Consider the following 19,288-nt stretch of genomic DNA (forward strand, 5'->3'; position numbering starts at 1 on the left):
CGCGTCCTACGGCTGGTTCGGGACGCGGAGGTTCACCAGCGGCCGGCGGTAGGAGGGGTCGCCGAGGTCGCGGGCGGGGATGCCGTTGCCGTGGATGTCCGGCACGTCGGCGAACGGCACGGCGGTGGTCGGCAGCATGCCGGACCACTCGATGACGGTCGTGCGGAACGCGATGCGCCAGGTGCCGTCCCGCCGCTGGAAGCGGTCGAGGTAACGGCCACCGGCCACCCAGTTGGTCTCGTCGCGGTTGCGGCCCACGAACAGGTAGTAGGTCTCCGTGTGGGCGGTGCTGCCGGTGATCTCGCAGCTGTGGTTCACCAGGTTGTGCTGGGTCGACCGCTGGTCCCGCTCGTGCACGGCCGCCGCCCAGTCGTACAGCGCGGTGGCGCCGCCGACGAAGTCCCCCGCCGCGATCGTGGCGTCCGGGTGGAACGCCGAGAGGAACAGTGCCCGGTCGAAGCGGTCCATGCCCCGCGCGAAGCGGGTGAGCGCGTCGAGGATGTCCTGCCGTTCCAGCAGGCGTTCGAGCCGGGCGATGCGTTCAGCCTCCATGACGTGCCTCCACGATCGGGTGCCAGACGGGTGCGCCGCGCTCGGCCCGCAGGGACGGGACGACGGCGCCGTCGACGTCGGTGACGCCGTACTCGCGCGCCAGCTCGGCGGTGATGAACGTGCCGCCGGAACGCGCCATGACCGCCGGGTCCGTGGCCAGCGCCGCGATCACCCGGCCGGGGAACTCCGGGGTGCACGCGTTCGCGGGGTCAGTGACCGTCCGGGAGGTCATCGCGGCATCGCGGGCGAGGTTGCGCCGCGCCCGTTCGGTCAGGGTGAGGCCCTGCCACAGCGACACCGACGCCACCCCGTGCGGCGCCAGCTCGACCGCCATGTCACGCGCCATGCGGTCGACCGCGGACTTGCACGTGCCGAAGACGACGCCGTAGGTGTAGGTCACCCCGACGTAGCCGGAGATCGCCACGACCAGGCCGGACCGCCTCGGCGCCATGAGCCGCGCCGCGTGCCAGGCCGCGACGTAGTTGGACCGCACGCCGACGTCCACCATTGCCCAGTCGGACAACGGCTTCTCCCAGAACGGCCGCGGCTCGGTGAGGTTCTCCGGCAGGGCGAAGGCGTTGTTGACGAGGACATCGAGCCTGCCCTGCTCCCGCGCCACCCGCGCGAACAGGGCCGCCACCTGCTCGTCGTCGGCGTGGTCGACCCGCACGGCGACGCCGGTGCCGCCCCGGCGGTCGACCTCGGCCGCGGTCTCGCCGACCGTGCCGGGCAGCGGGTGGGTGCCGGGGGTGACCGTGCGCCCGGTGACGTAGACGGTCGCCCCCTCCGCACCCAGCGCCAGCGCGACGCCCCTGCCGATCCCGCGGCTGGCGCCGGTCACCACGACGACCCGGCCGGTCAGCGACCCCATGTCACGAGGCGGGGTCGTAGCCCAGGATGCCCTTGATCTCCAGGTAGTCGTGGAAGCCGAACTCGCCCCACTCGCGGCCGTTGCCGCTCTTCTTGTAGCCGCCGAACGGGCAGGCGAAGTCGAACCCGTCGTTGATGGAGATGTACCCGGCCCGGAGCCGCCGGGCCACGGCGCGTGCGGCGTCGAGGTCCGCGCCCGCGACATAGCCCGCGAGGCCGTACTCCGTGTCGTTGGCGATCGCCACGGCGTCGTCCACGTCGGCGTAGCCCAGGATCGTCAGCACGGGCCCGAAGATCTCCTCGCGGGCGATCGTCATGTCGTTGGTGACGTGGGCGAAGACCGTGGGCCTGACGTAGTAGCCGGTCGCCAGCCCGTCCGGGCGCCCGGTGCCGCCGGCGACCAGCGTGGCGCCCTCGTCGATGCCCTTCTGGATCAGCGCCTGGATCCTGTCGAACTGGCCGCCCGACACCACCGGGCCGATCGCCGCGTCACCGGTCGGGTCGCCGACGGTGACCGTGGCCGTGGCCTCCCGCGCGACGGCGATAGCCTCGTCCATCCTGGTGTGGGGCACCAGCATGCGGGACGGCGCACTGCACGTCTGCCCCGAGTTGCCCATCATGCTGACGACGCCCCTGGCCACGTTCTCCGCGAACGCCGTGTCGTCGAGGACGATGTTCGGGCTCTTGCCGCCCAGCTCCTGGGTCACCCGCTTGACGCTGGGCGCCGCGTTCCGCGCGATCTCCACACCAGCACGCGTCGACCCGGTGAACGACACCATGTCGACGTCCGGGTGGCTCGACAGCGGCACGCCGACCGCGGGACCGTCGCCCTGCACGAGGTTGAACACCCCCGCGGGCACGCCGGCCGCGTCGAGGATCTCGGCGAAGACCTGCCCGGTGAACGGCGACTTCTCCGACGGCTTCAGCACCATCGTGCAGCCCGTCGCGAGCGCGGGGAACACCTTCACCGCGATCTGGTTCATGGGCCAGTTCCACGGCGTGATCAGGCCGCAGACGCCGATCGGCTCCCGCACGACGAGCGTCGCGCCGCGCCCTTCCTCGAAGGCGAACTCCTTCAGGACCGCGATCGCCGTCGTCAGGTGCCCGGCGCCCAGCCCCACCTGGTTGCTGGTGGCGAGCGCGGTCGGCGCACCGATCTCCTCGGTCAGCGCCGCGGCGAGGTCGCCCGCGCGCTGCTGGTAGACGGCCAGGATGCTCTCGAGCACCGCGACCCGGTCCGCGACGCTGGTCGCGGACCAGCCTGCGAAGGCGCCGCGGGCCGAGGAGACCGCGCGGTCCACGTCGGCCGCCGAGCCGACCGCCACCGTGCCGCACACCTGCTCGGTCGCGGGGTTCACCACCGTCATCGTGGTCGGCTCGGCCGGGTCGACCCACCGGCCGCCGACGTAGAACTTCAGATACTCCCGCATGTCACTGCGTTCCTTCCGCGTACCAGGTTCGGAACTCGGCGTAGCTCGGCATCTCCTCCGAGTTCGCCTTCGGGTCGACCGCCACGTGGACGACGGCCGTCCTCCCGGAGGCGTAGGCCCGTTTTATGGCCGGGGCGATGTCCGCGTCCCGCTCCACGTACTCGCCGTGGCAGCCGAAGCCCTCCGCGACCTTGTCCAGGCGGGTGTCGGTGCTCCAGTGCGTGCCGGTCTCCCGCGACCCCTGGCCGAAGGTTCTCTTGTAGACCCCGACCTCCAGGCCCCAGGCGTAGTCGACGGCCACGACGCAGACCAGCGGCAGGTTCAGCCGTGCCGCGGTCTCCAGTTCGGCGATGTGGAACAGGAACGACGAGTCCCCGGTCACCAGCATCACCGGCCGCTTCATCCCGTCCGCCACCGACGCGCCGATGGCGTAGGGCAGGCCGGTGCCGAGGTGGCCGAAGTTCTGGTTCCACATCACGTCGTGCGGCTTGGCCTGCGAGTAGGTCCAGCCGAAGATGGTCGTCGCGCCGCCGTCCCGCACCATGATCCCGTCGGCGGGGAACACCTTCGTCGCCTCGACGACGAGCCGTGCGGGGTGGACGGGGGACCTGCCCGACGGCGCGGTCTCCGCCAGCTCCGCGAGGGTGGCCGCGTCCTGTGCGATCCAGCCGGCCAGCTCGGGTGACGGCGTACGCGGCGTGTCGGCCAACGCGTCGACGAGCTGCGGGACGATCGCCCGCAGGTCACCCACGAGCGGCACGTCGACCGCGCGGTTGACGCCGATCGCCTCGGGATCCTGCTCGATGACGATCCAGGACCGGTTCGCCTCGTTCTCGACCCAGTGCCGCCCGCGTCCGTAGTGGACCGGCTCACCGAGCTCGGTGCCGATGGCGAGGCACAGGTCGGAGCGCACCACCGCGTCGATGGCCGACGCCGAGAAGCCGTACGGGAAGGTGCGGTCCTCCAGCCCCGCGATGTAGGAGGTGCCGCCGGAGGTCTGGATGACCGGGCACGCCATCACGTCGGCGAGTGCCCTGACCACCGCACCGGCACGCGACGTGTGCACGCCGTGCCCGACCAGCAGGATCGGTTGCGTGGCCGCGCGGATGAGCCGCACGGCCGCCGCGACCCGGTCCGCGCCCGCGGTCTGGTCGACCAGCCGGTACCGCTGCGGCGGCAGCGCGGGCGCCACGTCGAGGTCCTCCTGGATGACGTGCGAGGGGTACTCGATATACACCGGGCCCGGCCGCCCGGTCAGTGCCCTGCGCAGGCCCTCGCGGATGATCTCGTCGGTCTGGTCGGCGTACTCGATGCTGGCGCTGTACTTGACCGACGGCTCGAACAGCTCGGCCTGCCTGACGAACTGGATGCGACCGCGGCGGACCCGCTGCTCGGTGATGCGGGCGCGCTGCCCGCCGAGGAAGACCACCGGCGAGCTCTCGACCTTCGCGCACATCATCGCGCCTGCCAGGTTCGCGACCCCCGGGCCGAGCGTGCCGACGCACACCGCGGCCGTCCCGGTCATCCGCGACACGGCCTCCGCCATGAAACCCGCGGCCTCCTCGTGGTGGGGCGCGACCACGGTCCAGCCGCGTTCCTCGGCGAGGTGGAACATGTGGACGAAGTTCGGGTCGGGGATGCCGAAGATCGTGTCGATGCCCTCGGCCTCGAACAACTCCAGGATGCGCTCGTAGACCTTCATGTTCAGCCCTTCGTGGCCATGGCGAAGCTGTCGCGGATGTGGTCGACGTGCGCCGAGGGCACGACCGGCAGGATCCAGGGGTCGCTCGTGTCGCGGATCTCGGCGAGCCGGTCGCCGACGTCCCCGACCGTCCACGCCGGCCGGTACACGCCCGGGGTCTCGGCGACGAAGGCCCGCGCCACCCGCCCGGCGATCGCCACCAGCATCTCCCCGGTGACCGAGCAGGACTCGTGCGCGAGCCAGCCGACGACCGGCGCGATCAGCTCCGGCCCCATGGGCGGGTAGGCGGAGGTGTCGATGCCCTCGGCCATCCTGGTCACGGCACCGGGCACGATCACGTTGCACGCCACCCCGTGCTCGGCACCTTCCAGGGCGACCACGTTGGACAGTCCGATCATGCCCGCCTTCGCCGTGCCGTAGTTGGCGACGTAGTGGTTGCCGTAGAGGCCGCCGATCGACGACGTCAGCACGATCCGGCCGTAGCCCGCCGCGCACATCACGGGGAACGCGGGGCGCACCACGTGGAAGGCGCCCCGCAGGTGGACGTCCAGCACGGCGTCGAAGTCCTCGTAGGACATCTCCGAGAGCGGCGCGGACCGCACGATGCCCGCGTTGTGGACGAGGACGTCCAGCCTCCCGTAGTGGTCGAGCGCCGACTCGACGATCGCCCGGCCGCCCCGCGCGGTCGCCACGGACTCCGTGCAGGCGACGGCGTCCCCGCCGGCGGCCGTGATCGCCGCGACCACCTCGTCGGCGGGACCGGTGTCGACGCCCTCGCCACGCATGCTGCCGCCGGGGTCGTTGACGACGACCTTCGCGCCCAGCCCGCCGAGCAGCAGCGCGTAGGCCCGTCCCAACCCCCGGCCGGCGCCGGTGATCACGGCGACGCGTCCGTCGAACCTGGCCTCAGACATCGGAGTCCAGGACGAGCCCGGCCAGCTCGCCCGTCTCGCGCCACGCCTGCAGGACGTCCTCCATGGCGTAGAAGCCCGGCCAGTACGGCTCGCCCAGGTGTGACCTGATCTGCCGCTCGCCCTCGTTGTTGTAGTAGCCGGGTGTGCACTCCCGCTGGAAGTTCGTGTTGTCGACGGCGGTCTCCCGCACGGTCGCGCACCAGGAGTCCGCGGCCTCGGCCGTCGGCTCCACGGTGGTCGCGCCGCGTGCCACCGCCTCCCTGATGATGTAGGCGATGTGGTCGGCCTGCTGCTCGAACATCGCCGTCGTGGCCGCGGTCACGCCGCCCTGGACGAAGCCGGTGAAGAACTGGTTCGGGAAGCCGTCGGTCATGATGCCGTGCAGCGTGTGGTAGCCCGTGGCCCAGTGGTCGTAGAGCGAGCGGCCGCCGCGGCCGGTGAACGGCGCGATGCCGAGCCTGCGGTCGAGGTCGGTGGTGATCTCGAAGCCGCTCGCGAAGATGATGCAGTCGACCTCGTGCTCCACGCCGCCCGCGACGATGCCCCGCTCGGTGATCCGCTCCACGCCCCTGGTGGCCGACACGTCGACCAGCGTGACGTTGGGGCGGTTGAAGGTCGGCAGGTAGTCGTCGCTGAACCCCGGACGCTTGCACAGGAACCGGTAGTAGGGCTTGAGCGCCTCGGCCGTCGCCGGGTCCGCGACGACCGCGTCCACCCGGTCGCGCAGGCGTTGCATCGCCCGGTAGTCCTCGCGTTCCCGCAGTTCCATGAACCTCCCCGGGTCCGTCATCGCGGCCCAGCCGTCGGTGGCGTCCAGGTGTGCGGCGAGGTTGCGGCTGACCTCGGTCCAGCCGTCGCAGACGAGGTCGGGCTGGCCGGGTGCGAACGCCTCGAACGCGGCGGTGTGGAAGTTGCGCCTGCGCTCCTTCTGCCAGCCCGGCGTCAGCGTCCTCACCCACTCGGGATCGGTCTTCGCGTTGCCGCGGTCGTCGATGTAGGACGGTGTCCGCTGGAAGACGTGGAGGTGCCGGGCGGAGCGGGCGAGGTGCGGGATCGCGCCGATGCCGCTCGCGCCGGTGCCGATGATCGCGACGTTCTTGTCGGCCAGCCCGTCCAGGCCGCCGTCCATGCCGCCGCCGGTGTACTCGTAGTCCCAGCGAGCGGTGTGGAACGTGTGTCCTTTGTAGTCGGTGAGGCCGGGGATGCCCGGGAGCTTCGGCCGGTTGAACGGCCCCTGGCACATCACGACGAAGCGGGCACGCAGGTCGTCGCCCCGGTTGGTGGCGATCCGCCAGCGCGCGGCCTGTTCGTCCCACGTCATCGAGCGGACCAGCGTGCTGAAGAGGGCCTTGTCGTAGAGCCCGAAGTGCTTGCCGATGCGTTGGCAGTGCTCGAAAACCTCGCTGCCCATGGCGTACTTCTGCGTCGGGATGTACCCGACCTCCTCCAGCATGGGCAGGTAGCAGTAGCAGTCGGTGTCGCACTGGATGCCGGGGTAGCGGTTCCAGTACCAGGCACCGCCGAAGTCACCGCCCAGCTCGACGATCCGGATGTCGGCGATGCCCGCCTGCCTGATCCGGGCGGCGGCGATGAGTCCGGACAGGCCACCGCCGAGGACGGCGACCTCGACGTCCTCGGTGATGGGGGACCGCGGCACGACCGGGGTGTAGGGGTCGACCTCGTAGTAGTCGGCGAACTCCCCGCCCGCCTCGACGTACTGCTTCTGGCCCTCGGGGCGGAGGCGCTTGTCGCGTTCGGACAGGTACTTCTCGCGAAGTGCCGCCTGGTCGATCTCGGGTGTGCTGGTGGGAGCGCAGTTCTGCATGTGTGGACCCTCGGGGCTCAGGTGAGGTCGCGGGGCGCGCCGGTGCCCATGTACCTGGCGAGGTTGCGGTGCAGGTTGGCGACGCTGCGCTCGCGGTACGGGTTGGGCTTCGGACCGGTGAAGCCCCGGGTCTTCATGCCCTTCTGCACGGCGGCCATGTTGTCGAAGTCCTGGGGGAGCACGGTCCGCCAGGCCGGGTCGTCGGCGGGGGTGTACTCCCACTCCGTGGCCGGTTCCTCGCCCGGCGGGTACAGCTCGTAGACCGCGACGTCGAAGTAGCACTTGTCGGGGTCGTAGCCGTAGGGGCGGGCGCTGTAGCAGAGCATGTTGTTGAGTGCGTGGCCGATCTGGAAGTTGGGGAAGATCTGCCAGGCGGTGCCGCTCCTGCCGACGTGCACGGGGTCGACGGTCGGCCAGACCACGCCGCGCTTCGCGTCGTCCTGCCGGGCCGAGTCCAGCCAGTGCTTGAGGACCTCGCCCGACGACGTGCCCTCCGGCAGTTCGTCGACGAGCCGCCGCGCGGCGTCGACGAGTGTCTGCGTGGTGTTGGTGTTCGCGTGCTCCCACGTGAAGTTCTGCAGCTCGGCCGTTGACACGCGGGGGTCGGCCCCCGCGCCGAGCCGCAGCTTCGCCTGGTTCTCGTCGAGGCCCTTGGGTGCGTCGTAGCCGATGTTGCTGTGTTTGCCCTGCGCCTTGGCCCAGCCGAGGAAGCTGCCGAAGTTCATGAACTCCGGGTGGGTCCCCGGCACGTGGTAGGTCTCCATGAACGCCTCGAGCGCGGTCTTCCAGTTGCAGTCGAACACGAGCCAGCGCCGCCACCTCGGCCGCATGTTCTCCAGGTGGAACGGGTCGAGCAGCGACGCGGCGGGTTCGAGGTAGTCCCGCAGCGGCTCGCAGTCCGGGTCCATGGTGATCCAGATCCAGCCGCTCCACGTGTCGACCCGGACCTCGGTGAGCCGCGTGTTCTCCTCGGTCAGCCCGCAGGGCCAGTCCTCCCGCTCGGAGACGTGGGTGCACTGGCCGTCCAGGTTGTAGCGCCAGCCGTGGAAGCCGCAGACGAACTGCCGGCCGCGGCCGCGGGCGTGCTTCGCGCCGGAGGGCACGTCCACCAGCGGGCGGCCCCGGTGCGAGCAGGCGTTGTGGTAGGCGCGGATCGTGTCCTTCGCCGTGCGCACCACGATCAGCGAGTCGTCGAGGATGTCGTAGGTGAGGTAGTCACCGACGTTGGGGATCTCCTCGACGCGGCCGACCTGCTGCCACACCTTCGCCCACAGCCTGTCCCGCTCGGCGCGTGCGTAGTCCGCGGAGATGTACGCCTCGACACCGATCGTGAGCGGCTCCGACAGTTCCTCCGGCACGGTTTCCTTGCTGTCCACGATGTCGGTCATCGACTACTCCATATCAGCGCGTGATGGCGGCGCGGAACGACTCGTCCTTCAGGAACAGGGAGGTGTTGTCGGCACCCAGGTGTGTCCACCTGAGATCGAGGCCGCCGTCGACCAGGAGCGTCTGCCCCGTGACGTAGGTGGACAGGTCCGACAGCAGGAACAGGACCGCCCCGGCCTGCTCCCGCGGGGTGCCGCGGCGGCCCATGGCGATGGCGCGGCGGTCGCGGTCCGGGTCGTCGTCGACGTAGGTGCCCGACGCGGGGGTCTCGGTGACGCCGGGGGCGACGGCGTTGACGCGGATGCCGTCGCACGCGAGCTCGACGGCCATCGTGCGGGTCGCCGCCACCACCGCGGCCTTGGCCGTGCCGTAGGCGATGTGCAGCGGCGCGGTGTTCATGCCGCTGATCGAGGAGACCGACACGATCGACCCGGGACGCCCCGAGGACCTCAGCTCCGCGGCGACCGCCTGGCTCATGAAGAACATCGTCTCGAGGTTCTGGGTGAACAACGCCCGCCAGTCCGCCCGGCTCACCCGGGTCGCGGGCATCCACGTCGACGGGGCGGCGCCGCCCGCGACGTTGACGAGCCCGTACAGCTCGCCGTCGGTTCGCCGGACCTGCGCCACGACCGCAGCGACGCCCTCGTCGGTGGCGGCGTCGGCCGCGACCGGGACGACCGGAAGACCCTCCGCGGCAAGGGGTTCGACGTGCTTGCCGAGTTTCTCCGGCGAGCGGCCGACGGCGATGACCGTCGCGCCCGCGGCGGCGACCATGCGCGTCACCGCCGTGCCGATGCCGCCGCCGCTCGCGCCGGACACGACGACGATCCGCCCCGCCAGTCCGAGTAGGTCCATCGCTCAGCCCTCACGCAGCGCGAGGACGCTGCCGTCGGCGTCGGCGGAGACGTAGAGGGTGCCGTCCGCCCCGGCGGCGATGCCCGCGAACGGGCCCTGCGGCCCGGAGAACGGCGGCAGTCCCCGCAGCGGCCTGGGGGTGACACCGGGCGGCGCGCCCACCGGCAGGTCGGCGGCGACCGTGTGCAGGGCCTTGCTGTCGAGGTCGAAGCCGACCAGCGCCTTCGCGCCGGCGTCGACGACGAACAGCCGCCCGTCCCGTACCAGGATCCCCTGCGGCTTCTCCAGACCGTCGACGACCGTGTCCACGCCCGCGCGGGTGACCGCGACGACCCGGCCCGCGCCCGCCTCGGCGACCAGGCACGTGCCGTCCGCGCCGAACGCGACGCCGACCGGCTCGGCGAGACCCGCGGCCAGCTCCTCGACGCGGCCGTCGCGGATCGCGAGCACCCGGCCGCGACCAAGCTCGGTGGCGACGACGTCGCCGTTCGGGGCGACCGCGACGCCGTAGAGCTGGTCGAGGTCATCGGCCAGCACCTCGCTCTCCCCGCGTGCCGGCCACCACCGCGTGACCTGCCCGGTCGAGGTGGTGACGAGGAACGCGCCGTCGGCGACGGCGGTCACGCCGCGGACGAAGCCCGGGTAGCCGGGTGTGAAGAGCATCGCCATGGTCTCCGGCTCGGCGCCGGGGCGCAGCCGGTAGAAGAAGGTGCCGTCGGCGACGTAGAGGGTGCCGTCGGCGCCCACGGTCAGGTCCAGCGGCCAGTTCAGCCCGCCCGGCAGCGTCGTCCTGGTCTCGCCGCCACCGAGGATCTCGGTGATCTGGCCGGTGAAGCAGGAGACGAACAGCCGGTCGCCAACGAAGGCCAGGTTGTCGAGGCCGGGGGAGACGGTGGCGAGGACGGTGCGCTCGCCGGTGCGCGGGTCGATGCGCAGCACCTCGCCGGTGTGCACCTGGGTCGACACGATCCGGCCTGCCGCGTCGAACTTCACGGCGTCGGGCACGCCGAGGTCGCCGACGACCCGCTCCGGCTCGCCGCCGTCCGGGTCGACGCGCCAGATGTCGTTGGTCCCCATCACGGGGTAGTAGAGGAGACCGTCCGGCCCGACCTCCATGGCGTTGGGCATCGCCAGGCCCTCGACCAGCACCCTGGGCTCGCCGCCGTCGCGGCCCAGCTCCACGATCCGCCCGCCGACGCGGCACTCGCCGACGAACAACCTGCCGTCGTGGACGGTGATGCCGTTCGCGCTGGGCAGGTCGTCGCGCAGCACCCTGGTCGTGCCGTCGGTGCCGCGCACGCTCACCCGGCCGTCCATCACCTCGGTGGCGTACAGGTTGCCCTCGGCGTCGAAGGCCACGTCGTCGGGCGCGACGATGTCGCCGCCCTTGGCGGCCACGGTCGCCAGCTCGCCGGTGTCGACGTCGAGCGCGCTGATCTGGCTGCCGGTCACCTGCGCCACGTAGACGCGGCCGTCCGGGCCGGTGCGCAGCCCGTTCGCCCCGAAGAGCCTGCTCGGCGGCGTGAGCCGGGTGAGGGTCCATCCCCGCGTGAGACGGGCCGGTGTCGCGCCGGTGTAGCGCGCGTCGTGCGACAGCATCGTGACGGACTCCCAGCAACCTCGTCGTTGTCCTGGTGGGGTCGCCATTGTGAGAATGACGCTCTCTCAGAACGTATCGTTTGTTCTCAATCATTGCAATGTATGGCTAGCATGTTCGGTGAAGAGCGCTCTCAGGGCGCCTCACCGCCGACGAACCGACCGGGAGCGTGTGATGACCGACGAGAAGGCCGCCCGGCTCGACCTGTCCGACGTCGACCACCGTGTCGGCAGGCCGGTCGGCGGGGGACAGCTGTGGGACCCGTGTGCCGCCTCCGACATCCGCCGCTGGGTGATGGCCATGGACTACCCGAACCCACTGCACTGGGACGAGACGTTCGCACACGAGTCCAGGTACGGCGGGCTCGTCGCGCCGCAGTCGATCGCGGTCGCCCTGGACTACGGGCACGGCGCGCAGCCGGCCTGTGTCGGCCACATCCCCGACAGCCACCTGATCTTCGGCGGCGAGGAGTGGTGGTTCTACGGCTGCCCGGTGCGCGTCGGCGACAAGCTCTTCCAGGAACGGCGTTTCCACGACTACAAGGTGGTGGAGACCAGGTTCGCCGGGCCGACCATGTTCTCCCGGGGCGACACCGTCCACACCAACCAGCACGGCGCGCTGGTGGCCCGCGAGCGGTCGACCGCCATCCGCTACCTCGCCGCCGAGGCGGAGAAGCGCGGCCTGTACGACAACCAGGCCGCCGCGCCGCGCTGGACAGAGGCCGAGCTGGACGGGGTCGCGCGGCTGCGCCACGAGTGGCTGATGTCCAACCGGGCCGGTGTCTCGCCGCGCTTCGACGAGGTGAAGGTCGGCGACGTGCTGCCGAGGCGGGTGATCGGCCCGCACAGCATCGCGAGCTTCACGACCGAGTACCGCGCGTTCCTGTTCAACATCTGGGGCACGTTCGGCTGGACCGCCCCGCCCGGCGTCGAGGACCCGTGGGTCAACCAGGACCCGGGGTGGATGAAGGACTTCGCCTTCGACGAGGAGGGCGCCACGATCGACCCGCGCAAGCGCGACGGGCTCTACGTCGGCCCCTCCCGCGGCCACATCGACGCGGCCAGGGCGGGCGAGGTCGGCATGGGCCGCGCCTACGGCTACGGTGCCACGATGGGTGCCTGGTGCACCGACCACCTCGCCTACTGGGCGGGCCACGACGGCATGGTGCGCCACTCCAGGGCGACCTTCCGGGGCCCCGCCTTCGAGGGCGACGTCACCTACTTCGACGCGGAGGTCGTCGACAAGCAGGCCGAGTCGTCGTGGGGCGTGCCGCTCGTCCAGGTGAGGCTGCGACTGTCCAACCAGGACGGCGTGGTGCTGGTGGACTGCACCGCGGAGGTCGAGCTGCCGTGGTGACGCCCGACTCGGTCGTGTCCGGCCCGCCGCTGCACACCGAGCCGGGCCTCGGCGCGCTCACGCTGCCGGGTTTCCTGCGCGAGGTGAGCACCGCCTACGCCGACCGCGAGGCGCTCGTCCTGCGCACGCCGGAGGAGACCGTCCGCTGGACCTACACCGACCTGTGGGAGCAGGCGGTCGCGGTGGCGCGGGCGCTGCGGGCGTGCGGCATCGGCAAGGACGGCCGGGTGGGCGTGCTGATGACCAACCGGCCCGAGTGGCTCGCCTCGGTGTGGGGCACGGCGCTCGCCGGGGGCGTGGCCGTCACGCTCAGCACGTTCTCCACACCGCCGGAGCTGGCGCACCTGCTCCAGGCCTCCGCCGTGTCCGTCCTGCTGTTCGAGCGGACCGTCGCGGCGACCGACTTCGCCACCGTGCTCGGCGACCTCGCCCCTCGGTCGCCGCTGTTCCCCTTCCTGGGCCACCTCGCCATGGTCGGGGACCCGCTGCCCGGCAGCGCGATCGACACCTGGGCGGACTTCCTCGCCCGCGGCGCAGGCGAGCCACGCGAGCTGGTGGCGGCCACCGCCGAGGCGGTGGCGCCGAGCGACACCGCCGTGTTGTTCTTCTCCTCCGGCTCCACGAGCAGGCCCAAGGGCATCCTGAGCGCGCACCGCGGTGTCTGCGTGCAGCTGTGGCGGTTCCGGCGCATGTACGGGGTCGGTCCGGCCGACCACGTCCGCTGCTGGACCGCCAACGGCTTCTTCTGGTCCGGCAACTTCGGCATGGCACTCGGCACGACCCTCGCGAGCGGCGGCACCCTGGTGCTGCAGCGGACCTTCGACGCGCGGGCCGCACTGGACCTCATGGCTGCCGAGCGGGTGAACCTCCTGCTCGCCTGGCCCCACCAGTGGGCCCAGCTCGAGGGCGCGCCCAACTGGCACGACACGGACCTGTCCGCGTTGCGCTTCGTGGACGCCGACACCCCCATCGCCCGCCACCCGACCGTGAGCACGACCTGGCACGAGCCCGGCCACGCCTACGGCAACACGGAGACCTTCACGATCTCCACCTGCTTCCCGGCCGACACACCACCCGCGACGCACGGCGGCAGCAGCGGCGAGCCGCTCCCCGGCAACACCGTGCGGATCGTCGACCCGCTGACCGGCGCCGTCGTGCCGCGCGGCGAACGCGGCGAGATCTGCGTCAAGGGCCCCACGCTGATGCTGGGCTACCTCGGCACGCCACTGGACGAGACCCTGGACGCGGAGGGCTTCTTCCGCACCGGCGACGGCGGCCACGTCGACGAGGCGGGCAGGCTGTTCTGGGAGGGCAGGCTCACCGACATCATCAAGACTGGCGGCGCCAACGTCTCCCCGCTGGAGGTGGACGAGGCGCTTGCCGCCTATCCCGGGGTGCGGGTCGCGCACACCGTCGGCGTGCCGCACGAGACGCTCGGCGAGGTCGTCGTCGCCTGCGTCGTCCCCCACGACAGCGCCGCCCCCGACGTCGAGGCGATCCGCACCCACCTGCGGGCGCGGCTCGCCAGCTACAAGGTGCCCCGGCACGTCCTGTTCTTCACCGCGGCCGACGTCGCGCTCACCGGCAGCTCGAAGATCAAGTCCGCGGAGCTTCGGGAGCTGGCCACGCGGCGCCTCAAGGAATGTCAAGACTAACAATCCTTGCAATGAATGAGAGCATGACTGTCGTGGACCTCGACTTCGGCACCGACGCGACGGCGCTCCGCGAACAGTTGCGGGGGCTGGTGCGCGACCACGTGCCAGACGACTTCCTCGGCGCGTTCACCGACGACCCGGCCGACCTCGCGACCGCCCAGCGGTTCTGCGGGCTGCTCGCCGAGCGGGACCTGCTGTGCCTCGCGTGGCCCGCCGAGTTCGGCGGGCGCGACGCGTCGGTCTGGGAGCAGACGGTGGTCCGCGAGGAGATGTGGGCACACCACGAACCCCGGGGCGCGCAGTACATGGGCGTCAACTGGGTCGGCCCCACGATCATGCGGCACGGCACCGACGAACAGCGGCGCACACACCTGCCGCCCATCGCGCGCGGCGAGGTGATCTGGTGCCAGGGCTTCAGCGAGCCGGACGCGGGCTCCGACCTGGCGTCCCTGCGCACCACCGCACGCCGGGACGGCACGGGGTGGCGGATCTCCGGCCAGAAGATCTGGACCTCCTACGCCACGATGGCGCAGTGGTGCTTCCTGCTCGCCAGGACCTCGAGGGGCGACAAGCGCCAGCAGGGCCTGACGATCTTCCTGGTGCCGATGTCCGACCCGGCGATCGAGGTCCGGCCCATCCACAGCCTCCTGGGACCGCACCACCTCAACGAGGTGTTCTTCGACGACCTCGTGGTGACCGCAGCCGACGTGCTCGGCACCGTGGACGAGGGCTGGCGGGTGGTGCAGGAGGTGCTGGCGTTCGAACGGGTCGGCATCGCCCGCTACGCCCGCTGCGAGCGCCTGCTGCAGGCGGCACCGGACGCGCTCGGCGCCGCGTGGGAGGACCTGCCCGCGGAGCTGCGCGGGCGGTGGGCGCGGATGCTGGCGCACTGCCGCCGGGCCCGCCTGCTCGCCTACCGCGTGGTGCGGACGCAGAGCCAGGGCACGGTGCACCCTGGCGACGCCGCGACCTACCGCATCGCGGTGACCAGGCTCGACCAGGACAGCGCCGAGGTGCTGATGGAGCTGGCCGAGCACGCCGGCACCGGGGCCGGCCGGTTCCGTGCGGCGGTCGCGGACCACTGGCGCTACGCGCAGGCGTCCACGGTCGCGTCGGGAAGCGTCGAGATGCAACGGGTCCTGCTGGCCCGGTCGCTGCTGGCGGCGCCGTGAACCTCGAGCTGAGCGACGAGGCGCTCGCCTACGGCAAGGAGGCGCGCCGGGCGATCGAGGCGGCGGGCGGCGACGAGCTGACCCGGCGGGCCGAGCGGGAGCCGGACGTGCGGTCGCGGCTCGTCGCGCCGCTGCTCGCCGAGATCGGGGCGTGGGACCTCGCGCCACGCACCGACGCCGACGAGCTGGAGGCGGCGGCCACCCTGTGCCGGGCGGCCGGCTACTGGGGCCTGGCCTACCCGGTCGCCGAACGCCTGTCCCGGCCTGCGGACCTGGACGTCGACGGGCTGGTGGTGGGCACCCGCGGCACCGTCGCCGGACTGGGCCTGCGCTGGGCGGCCGTGACCCTGGACGGCCACCGGAGCATCGCCGTGCCCAGGACACCCGCCGCCCCGCCGCGTGCGTCCGCGTTCGTCGGCGACCTCGACCTGCGCCCGGTCGACGACGACGGCGCGCAGGACGTGGCGCTGGGCCTGGTGCTGCCGTGCTGGACCCTGCTCGGCATGCTGGACCGGGCGCTCGCGCTCACCCGCGAGCACGTGCTGGTCCGGCACCAGTTCGGCCGCCCGCTCGCCGAGTTCCAGGGCGTCCGCTTCCAGCTGACCGACGCCGAGGTCGAACGCGCCGGCGTCGAGGCACTCGCGAAGTACGCGCTGTGGAGCGTCCAGTCCGGCCTGGCCGAGGCCGTCGAGGACGCGCTCACGCTGCGGCTCGCGGCGGTCGAGGCCGCCGAGCTCGTCTTCCGGGTCGCACACCAGCTGCACGGCGCCATCGGCTTCTGCGACGAGACGACCCTGTCCTGGCTCTCCCGCCAGAGCCAGCCGCTGCGGCGGCTGCCGCTCGCCAGGTCCGCCACCCTGGACGCGCTGACGAGGGCACTCGGCAGGCACGGCATGACCGGTTTGTTCGGCCCGTCGCGGGGAGCACGATGAACTACGACCTGCCCGACGAGCTGGCCGTCGAGTGCGTGGGCCCGGTCCGCACGGTGGTCGTCAACCGCCCGGCGGAGCTGAACGCGGTCAACCGGCCGCTGCACCGCGCGCTGGCGGAGGTCTGGCGGCAGCTGGCCGCGGACCGGGCGGCCAGGGTGGTCGTCCTGACCGGCGCCGGGCGGACGTTCTGCGCGGGCGGTGACCTCGACTGGATCACCTCGTTCCTGGACGATCCGGTGGCCAGGGACGAGAGCCTGCGCGAGGGCGCGCAGATCATCGAGGAGCTGCTCCGCTTCCCGCTGCCGGTGATCGCCGCGGTCAACGGCGCTGCGGTGGGACTCGGCTGCAGTCTGGCCGTGCTGTGCGACATCGTGCTGATGGCCGACACCGCGCACCTGGCCGACCCGCACGTCTCGGTCGGTCTGGTGGCGGGGGACGGCGGCGCGGCGTTCTGGCCGCTGCTCACCCCGATCCTGCGGTCCCGCGAGTACCTGTTCACCGGCGACCGCATCCCGGCCGCCACCGCCGTCGAGCTGGGACTGGCCTCCCGCACCACCGCACCGGCGGCACTGCTGCCCGAGGCCCGTTCCCTCGCCGAGCGCCTGGCCGCCCAGCCCACCGAGGCGCTGCGCGGCACCAAGCGGGTGGCGAACATGTACCTGTCCCAGGCGCTGGCGGGCGCGGTGCAGGCGGGTTTCGCCGCCGAGGCGGTCACCATGCGGTCCGCGGAACACCGTGACCGGCTGACGGCGTTGCGACGGAGAGCGGGCCGATGAGCACGCGTCCCGACGAGTTCCGCGCCGAGGTGCGGGAGTGGTGCCGCACGCACGTGCCTGCGGGCTGGCGGACGCGGACCGGCGGCGACGCGGAGTTCGCCGCGTTCCAGCGGGACTGGTTCCAGGAGCTGCGTGGCGCGGGCTTCGCCGTCCCGCACTGGCCCGCGCGGTGGGGCGGCGGCCTGCCGGTGGACGAGCAGGTCGTGCTGTACCAGGAGCTCGCCGCCTCGGACGCGCCCCGGCTGGTGCTGGCCTTCGTCGCGATCCACCACGCCGCCGCGACACTGCTCGCCGCGGGCACCGAGGAACAGCGCCGGCGCCACCTCCCGGCCATCCTGGACGGCGAGTTGTGGGTCCAGGGCTTCTCCGAGCCCGACGCCGGCTCCGACCTCGCCGCGCTCCGCACGACCGCGCGGCGGGACGGCGACACCTACGTCGTCACCGGGCAGAAGCTGTGGGCGAGCGGCGCCGCGCACGCCGACCGGTGCCTGCTGCTGGCCCGCACCGATCCCACCGCGCCGAAGCGGCACGGCATCTCCTACTTCCTGCTGGACATGCGCACCCCGGGCATCGACGTGCGGCCCGTCCGCCAGGCCACCGGCGAGTCCCACTTCAGCGAGATCTTCCTGACCGACGTGGCCGTCCCGGCGACCGACCTCGTCGGCCGGGAGAATGCGGGATGGCAGGTGGCGCAGGCGACCCTGGCCGCCGAACGCGGCATGACCATGCTGGAGCTGGCCGAACGGCTGGGCAACGCGGGCTTCCGGCGCCTCCTGGACACCTGCGCGCGGACCGGGTCGCTCGACGATCCGCTCGTGGCCGACGGGCTCGCCGCGTTCGACACCGAGATCACCGGACTGCGCGCGCTGTGCCGGGACCTGGTCGGGACCGGGGAACCCGGCCCGGCCGACGCCTCGATCGTGAAGCTGTACTACAGCGAGCTGTTGCAGCGGATGACGGACTTCGGCGTCACCGTGGCCGGCCTCGCCGCACACACCGAGCTGACCAGGCCCGCGTCCAGCAGCTGGGAGTCCGGCGCCTGGATGCTGGACTTCGTGGGCTCGTGGGAGTGGACGATCCCGGGCGGCACCAGCGAGATCCAGCGCACGATCATCGCCGAACGCGGCCTCGGCCTGCCCCGCGAACCGAGGCCGACCCGATGACCGGCTTCGCCGCGGTCCACGACGAACTCCGGGCGGTGGCCAGGAACCTGCTCGCGAAGCCGACCCGGGTGGACCGGAAGCTGTTGGCCGAGACCGGATGGCTGGGCCTGGAGGTGCCGGAGGCACTCGGCGGCGCGGGCGCCACCTTCGCGGAGACCGCGGTCGTGCTGGACGAGCTGGGCCGCACGGCGGCTCCCAGTGCCTACCTGGGCGCGGGAGTGCTGGGCGTGGGCACGCTGACGGCGCTCACCCCGAACGCGGACCGCGACGCGTTGCTCCGCGACACCGCGTCCGGCGCCCTGCTGCCCGCGGTGGCACTGGTGCCGGACGCGAACACCGCGGCCCCGAACGAGCCCCCGTTCCGGCTCGAGCGCGGCATGCTGCTGCACGGCAGCGCGACGTTCGTCCCGGACGCCGCGGACGCCGACCGGTTGCTGGTGCTGGCACGGGACCACGACGGTGTGCCCGTGGTCGTGGACGTGCCGCCCTCGGCACCGGGTCTGGTCCGGGAGCGGCAGCCGGTGCTGGACGCGACCCGGCGCCTGGCGACGGTGACCGCGACCGGTGTGCGCCTCCGCGAGGACGCGCGGTGGCGGTTCGCCGACGACCCGGACACGGCGGTGCGCGGCCTGTTCGCCAGGGCGGCGACCGCCGTCGCGTGCGACAGCCTGGGGATGAGCGAGGCGATGCTGGCCGCGACGGTCGGCTACGTCGGCGTGCGGGAGCAGTTCGGCCGCCCCGTCGGCTCCTTCCAGGCGGTGCAGCACGCGTGCGCCGACATGCTGGTCCGCGTCTCGGTGGCGCGCCGCCTGGTGACCGCGGCGGTGGCCGCCGGGGTGACCGGCGAGGCCCCGGAGGTCGCCGCGGCGATGGCGAAGTCGTACACGTGCGAGACCGCGGTCGCCGTGGCGGGCAAGGCGATGCAACTGCACGGCGGCATCGGCTACACCTGGGAATGCGGCCTCCACGTCCACCTCAAGCGCGCGACCCTGAACCGGGCCCTGTTCGGCTCGCCCGCCGCCCACCGCGCCCGCCTTGCCGAGCGGTACCGCCCCACCCGCTGACGGCCGCCTCGCCACCGCCTCCCCGGGGCCCGCCCGCAC

16 protein-coding genes are annotated in these 19,288 nt (G+C 72.4%); 7 read left to right on the top strand and 9 right to left on the bottom strand.

Annotation, left to right across the window (positions count from 1 at the left end; translation table 11 throughout):
* Nucleotides 1-6: 6 nt before the first annotated feature.
* The 9 genes from CLV71_RS21370 to CLV71_RS21410 are packed head-to-tail and all read right to left on the bottom strand — an operon-like array spanning nucleotide 7 to nucleotide 11,133.
* Entirely contained in the window at nucleotides 7-552 is a 546-nt protein-coding gene (locus CLV71_RS21370; protein ID WP_133904575.1) for a nuclear transport factor 2 family protein, read from the bottom strand.
* Nucleotides 542-1,423, bottom strand: coding sequence for an SDR family NAD(P)-dependent oxidoreductase (locus CLV71_RS21375; protein ID WP_133904576.1), 882 nt, complete (start codon nucleotides 1,421-1,423; stop codon nucleotides 542-544). The genes CLV71_RS21370 and CLV71_RS21375 overlap by 11 nt, the downstream gene beginning before the upstream one ends.
* A gap of 1 nt (nucleotide 1,424) precedes the next feature.
* Nucleotides 1,425-2,852, bottom strand: coding sequence for an aldehyde dehydrogenase family protein (locus CLV71_RS21380; protein ID WP_133904577.1), 1,428 nt, complete (start codon nucleotides 2,850-2,852; stop codon nucleotides 1,425-1,427).
* Between the two features lies 1 nt (nucleotide 2,853).
* A complete protein-coding gene (locus CLV71_RS21385; protein ID WP_208297656.1) occupies nucleotides 2,854-4,554 on the bottom strand; it encodes a thiamine pyrophosphate-binding protein in 1,701 nt (566 codons plus the stop codon).
* Between the two features lie 2 nt (nucleotides 4,555-4,556).
* Nucleotides 4,557-5,468 (bottom strand): SDR family NAD(P)-dependent oxidoreductase, encoded by a 912-nt coding sequence (locus CLV71_RS21390; protein ID WP_133904578.1) that lies wholly within the window; start codon nucleotides 5,466-5,468, stop codon nucleotides 4,557-4,559.
* Entirely contained in the window at nucleotides 5,461-7,293 is a 1,833-nt protein-coding gene (locus CLV71_RS21395; protein WP_133904579.1) for a flavin-containing monooxygenase, read from the bottom strand. Before CLV71_RS21395 ends, CLV71_RS21390 begins: the two co-directional genes overlap by 8 nt.
* Before the next feature lie 17 nt (nucleotides 7,294-7,310).
* Nucleotides 7,311-8,681, bottom strand: a complete 1,371-nt coding sequence (locus tag CLV71_RS21400) for an aromatic ring-hydroxylating oxygenase subunit alpha (RefSeq protein WP_133904580.1) — start codon at nucleotides 8,679-8,681, stop codon at nucleotides 7,311-7,313.
* Nucleotides 8,682-8,694: 13 nt separating this feature from the next.
* Nucleotides 8,695-9,534, bottom strand: coding sequence for an SDR family NAD(P)-dependent oxidoreductase (locus tag CLV71_RS21405; RefSeq protein ID WP_133904581.1), 840 nt, complete (start codon nucleotides 9,532-9,534; stop codon nucleotides 8,695-8,697).
* A gap of 3 nt (nucleotides 9,535-9,537) precedes the next feature.
* Nucleotides 9,538-11,133, bottom strand: coding sequence for an SMP-30/gluconolactonase/LRE family protein (locus tag CLV71_RS21410; protein WP_133904582.1), 1,596 nt, complete (start codon nucleotides 11,131-11,133; stop codon nucleotides 9,538-9,540).
* A gap of 172 nt (nucleotides 11,134-11,305) precedes the next feature.
* On the opposite strand from CLV71_RS21410, the gene CLV71_RS21415 reads away from it, so the two are divergent.
* The 7 genes from CLV71_RS21415 to CLV71_RS21445 are packed head-to-tail and all read left to right on the top strand — an operon-like array spanning nucleotide 11,306 to nucleotide 19,249.
* The gene (locus CLV71_RS21415; protein ID WP_133904583.1) at nucleotides 11,306-12,487 is read left to right on the top strand and encodes a MaoC family dehydratase; all 1,182 of its coding nucleotides are present in this window, start codon (nucleotides 11,306-11,308) and stop codon (nucleotides 12,485-12,487) included.
* Nucleotides 12,481-14,142, top strand: a complete 1,662-nt coding sequence (locus CLV71_RS21420) for a class I adenylate-forming enzyme family protein (RefSeq protein ID WP_208297657.1) — start codon at nucleotides 12,481-12,483, stop codon at nucleotides 14,140-14,142. Before CLV71_RS21415 ends, CLV71_RS21420 begins: the two co-directional genes overlap by 7 nt.
* A gap of 23 nt (nucleotides 14,143-14,165) precedes the next feature.
* Nucleotides 14,166-15,314 carry an acyl-CoA dehydrogenase family protein gene (locus CLV71_RS21425; protein WP_166664191.1) on the top strand — a complete coding sequence of 383 codons (1,149 nt, stop codon included), beginning with the start codon at nucleotides 14,166-14,168 and terminating at the stop codon, nucleotides 15,312-15,314.
* Nucleotides 15,311-16,246 carry an acyl-CoA dehydrogenase family protein gene (locus tag CLV71_RS49370; protein ID WP_133904584.1) on the top strand — a complete coding sequence of 312 codons (936 nt, stop codon included), beginning with the start codon at nucleotides 15,311-15,313 and terminating at the stop codon, nucleotides 16,244-16,246. The genes CLV71_RS21425 and CLV71_RS49370 overlap by 4 nt, the downstream gene beginning before the upstream one ends.
* Nucleotides 16,243-17,022, top strand: a complete 780-nt coding sequence (locus tag CLV71_RS21435; RefSeq protein ID WP_133904585.1) for an enoyl-CoA hydratase/isomerase family protein — start codon at nucleotides 16,243-16,245, stop codon at nucleotides 17,020-17,022. Before CLV71_RS49370 ends, CLV71_RS21435 begins: the two co-directional genes overlap by 4 nt.
* Nucleotides 17,019-18,185: an acyl-CoA dehydrogenase family protein gene (locus tag CLV71_RS21440; RefSeq protein WP_133904586.1), complete on the top strand. Its 1,167-nt coding sequence runs from the start codon at nucleotides 17,019-17,021 to the stop codon at nucleotides 18,183-18,185. The genes CLV71_RS21435 and CLV71_RS21440 overlap by 4 nt, the downstream gene beginning before the upstream one ends.
* On the top strand, nucleotides 18,182-19,249 hold the full coding sequence (locus tag CLV71_RS21445) for an acyl-CoA dehydrogenase family protein (RefSeq protein WP_133904587.1): 1,068 nt from the start codon (nucleotides 18,182-18,184) through the stop codon (nucleotides 19,247-19,249). Before CLV71_RS21440 ends, CLV71_RS21445 begins: the two co-directional genes overlap by 4 nt.
* The last annotated feature ends 39 nt before the right edge of the window (nucleotides 19,250-19,288 follow it).

It is taken from the genome of Actinophytocola oryzae, assembly GCF_004364325.1.
Lineage (GTDB): Bacteria > Actinomycetota > Actinomycetes > Mycobacteriales > Pseudonocardiaceae > Actinophytocola > Actinophytocola oryzae.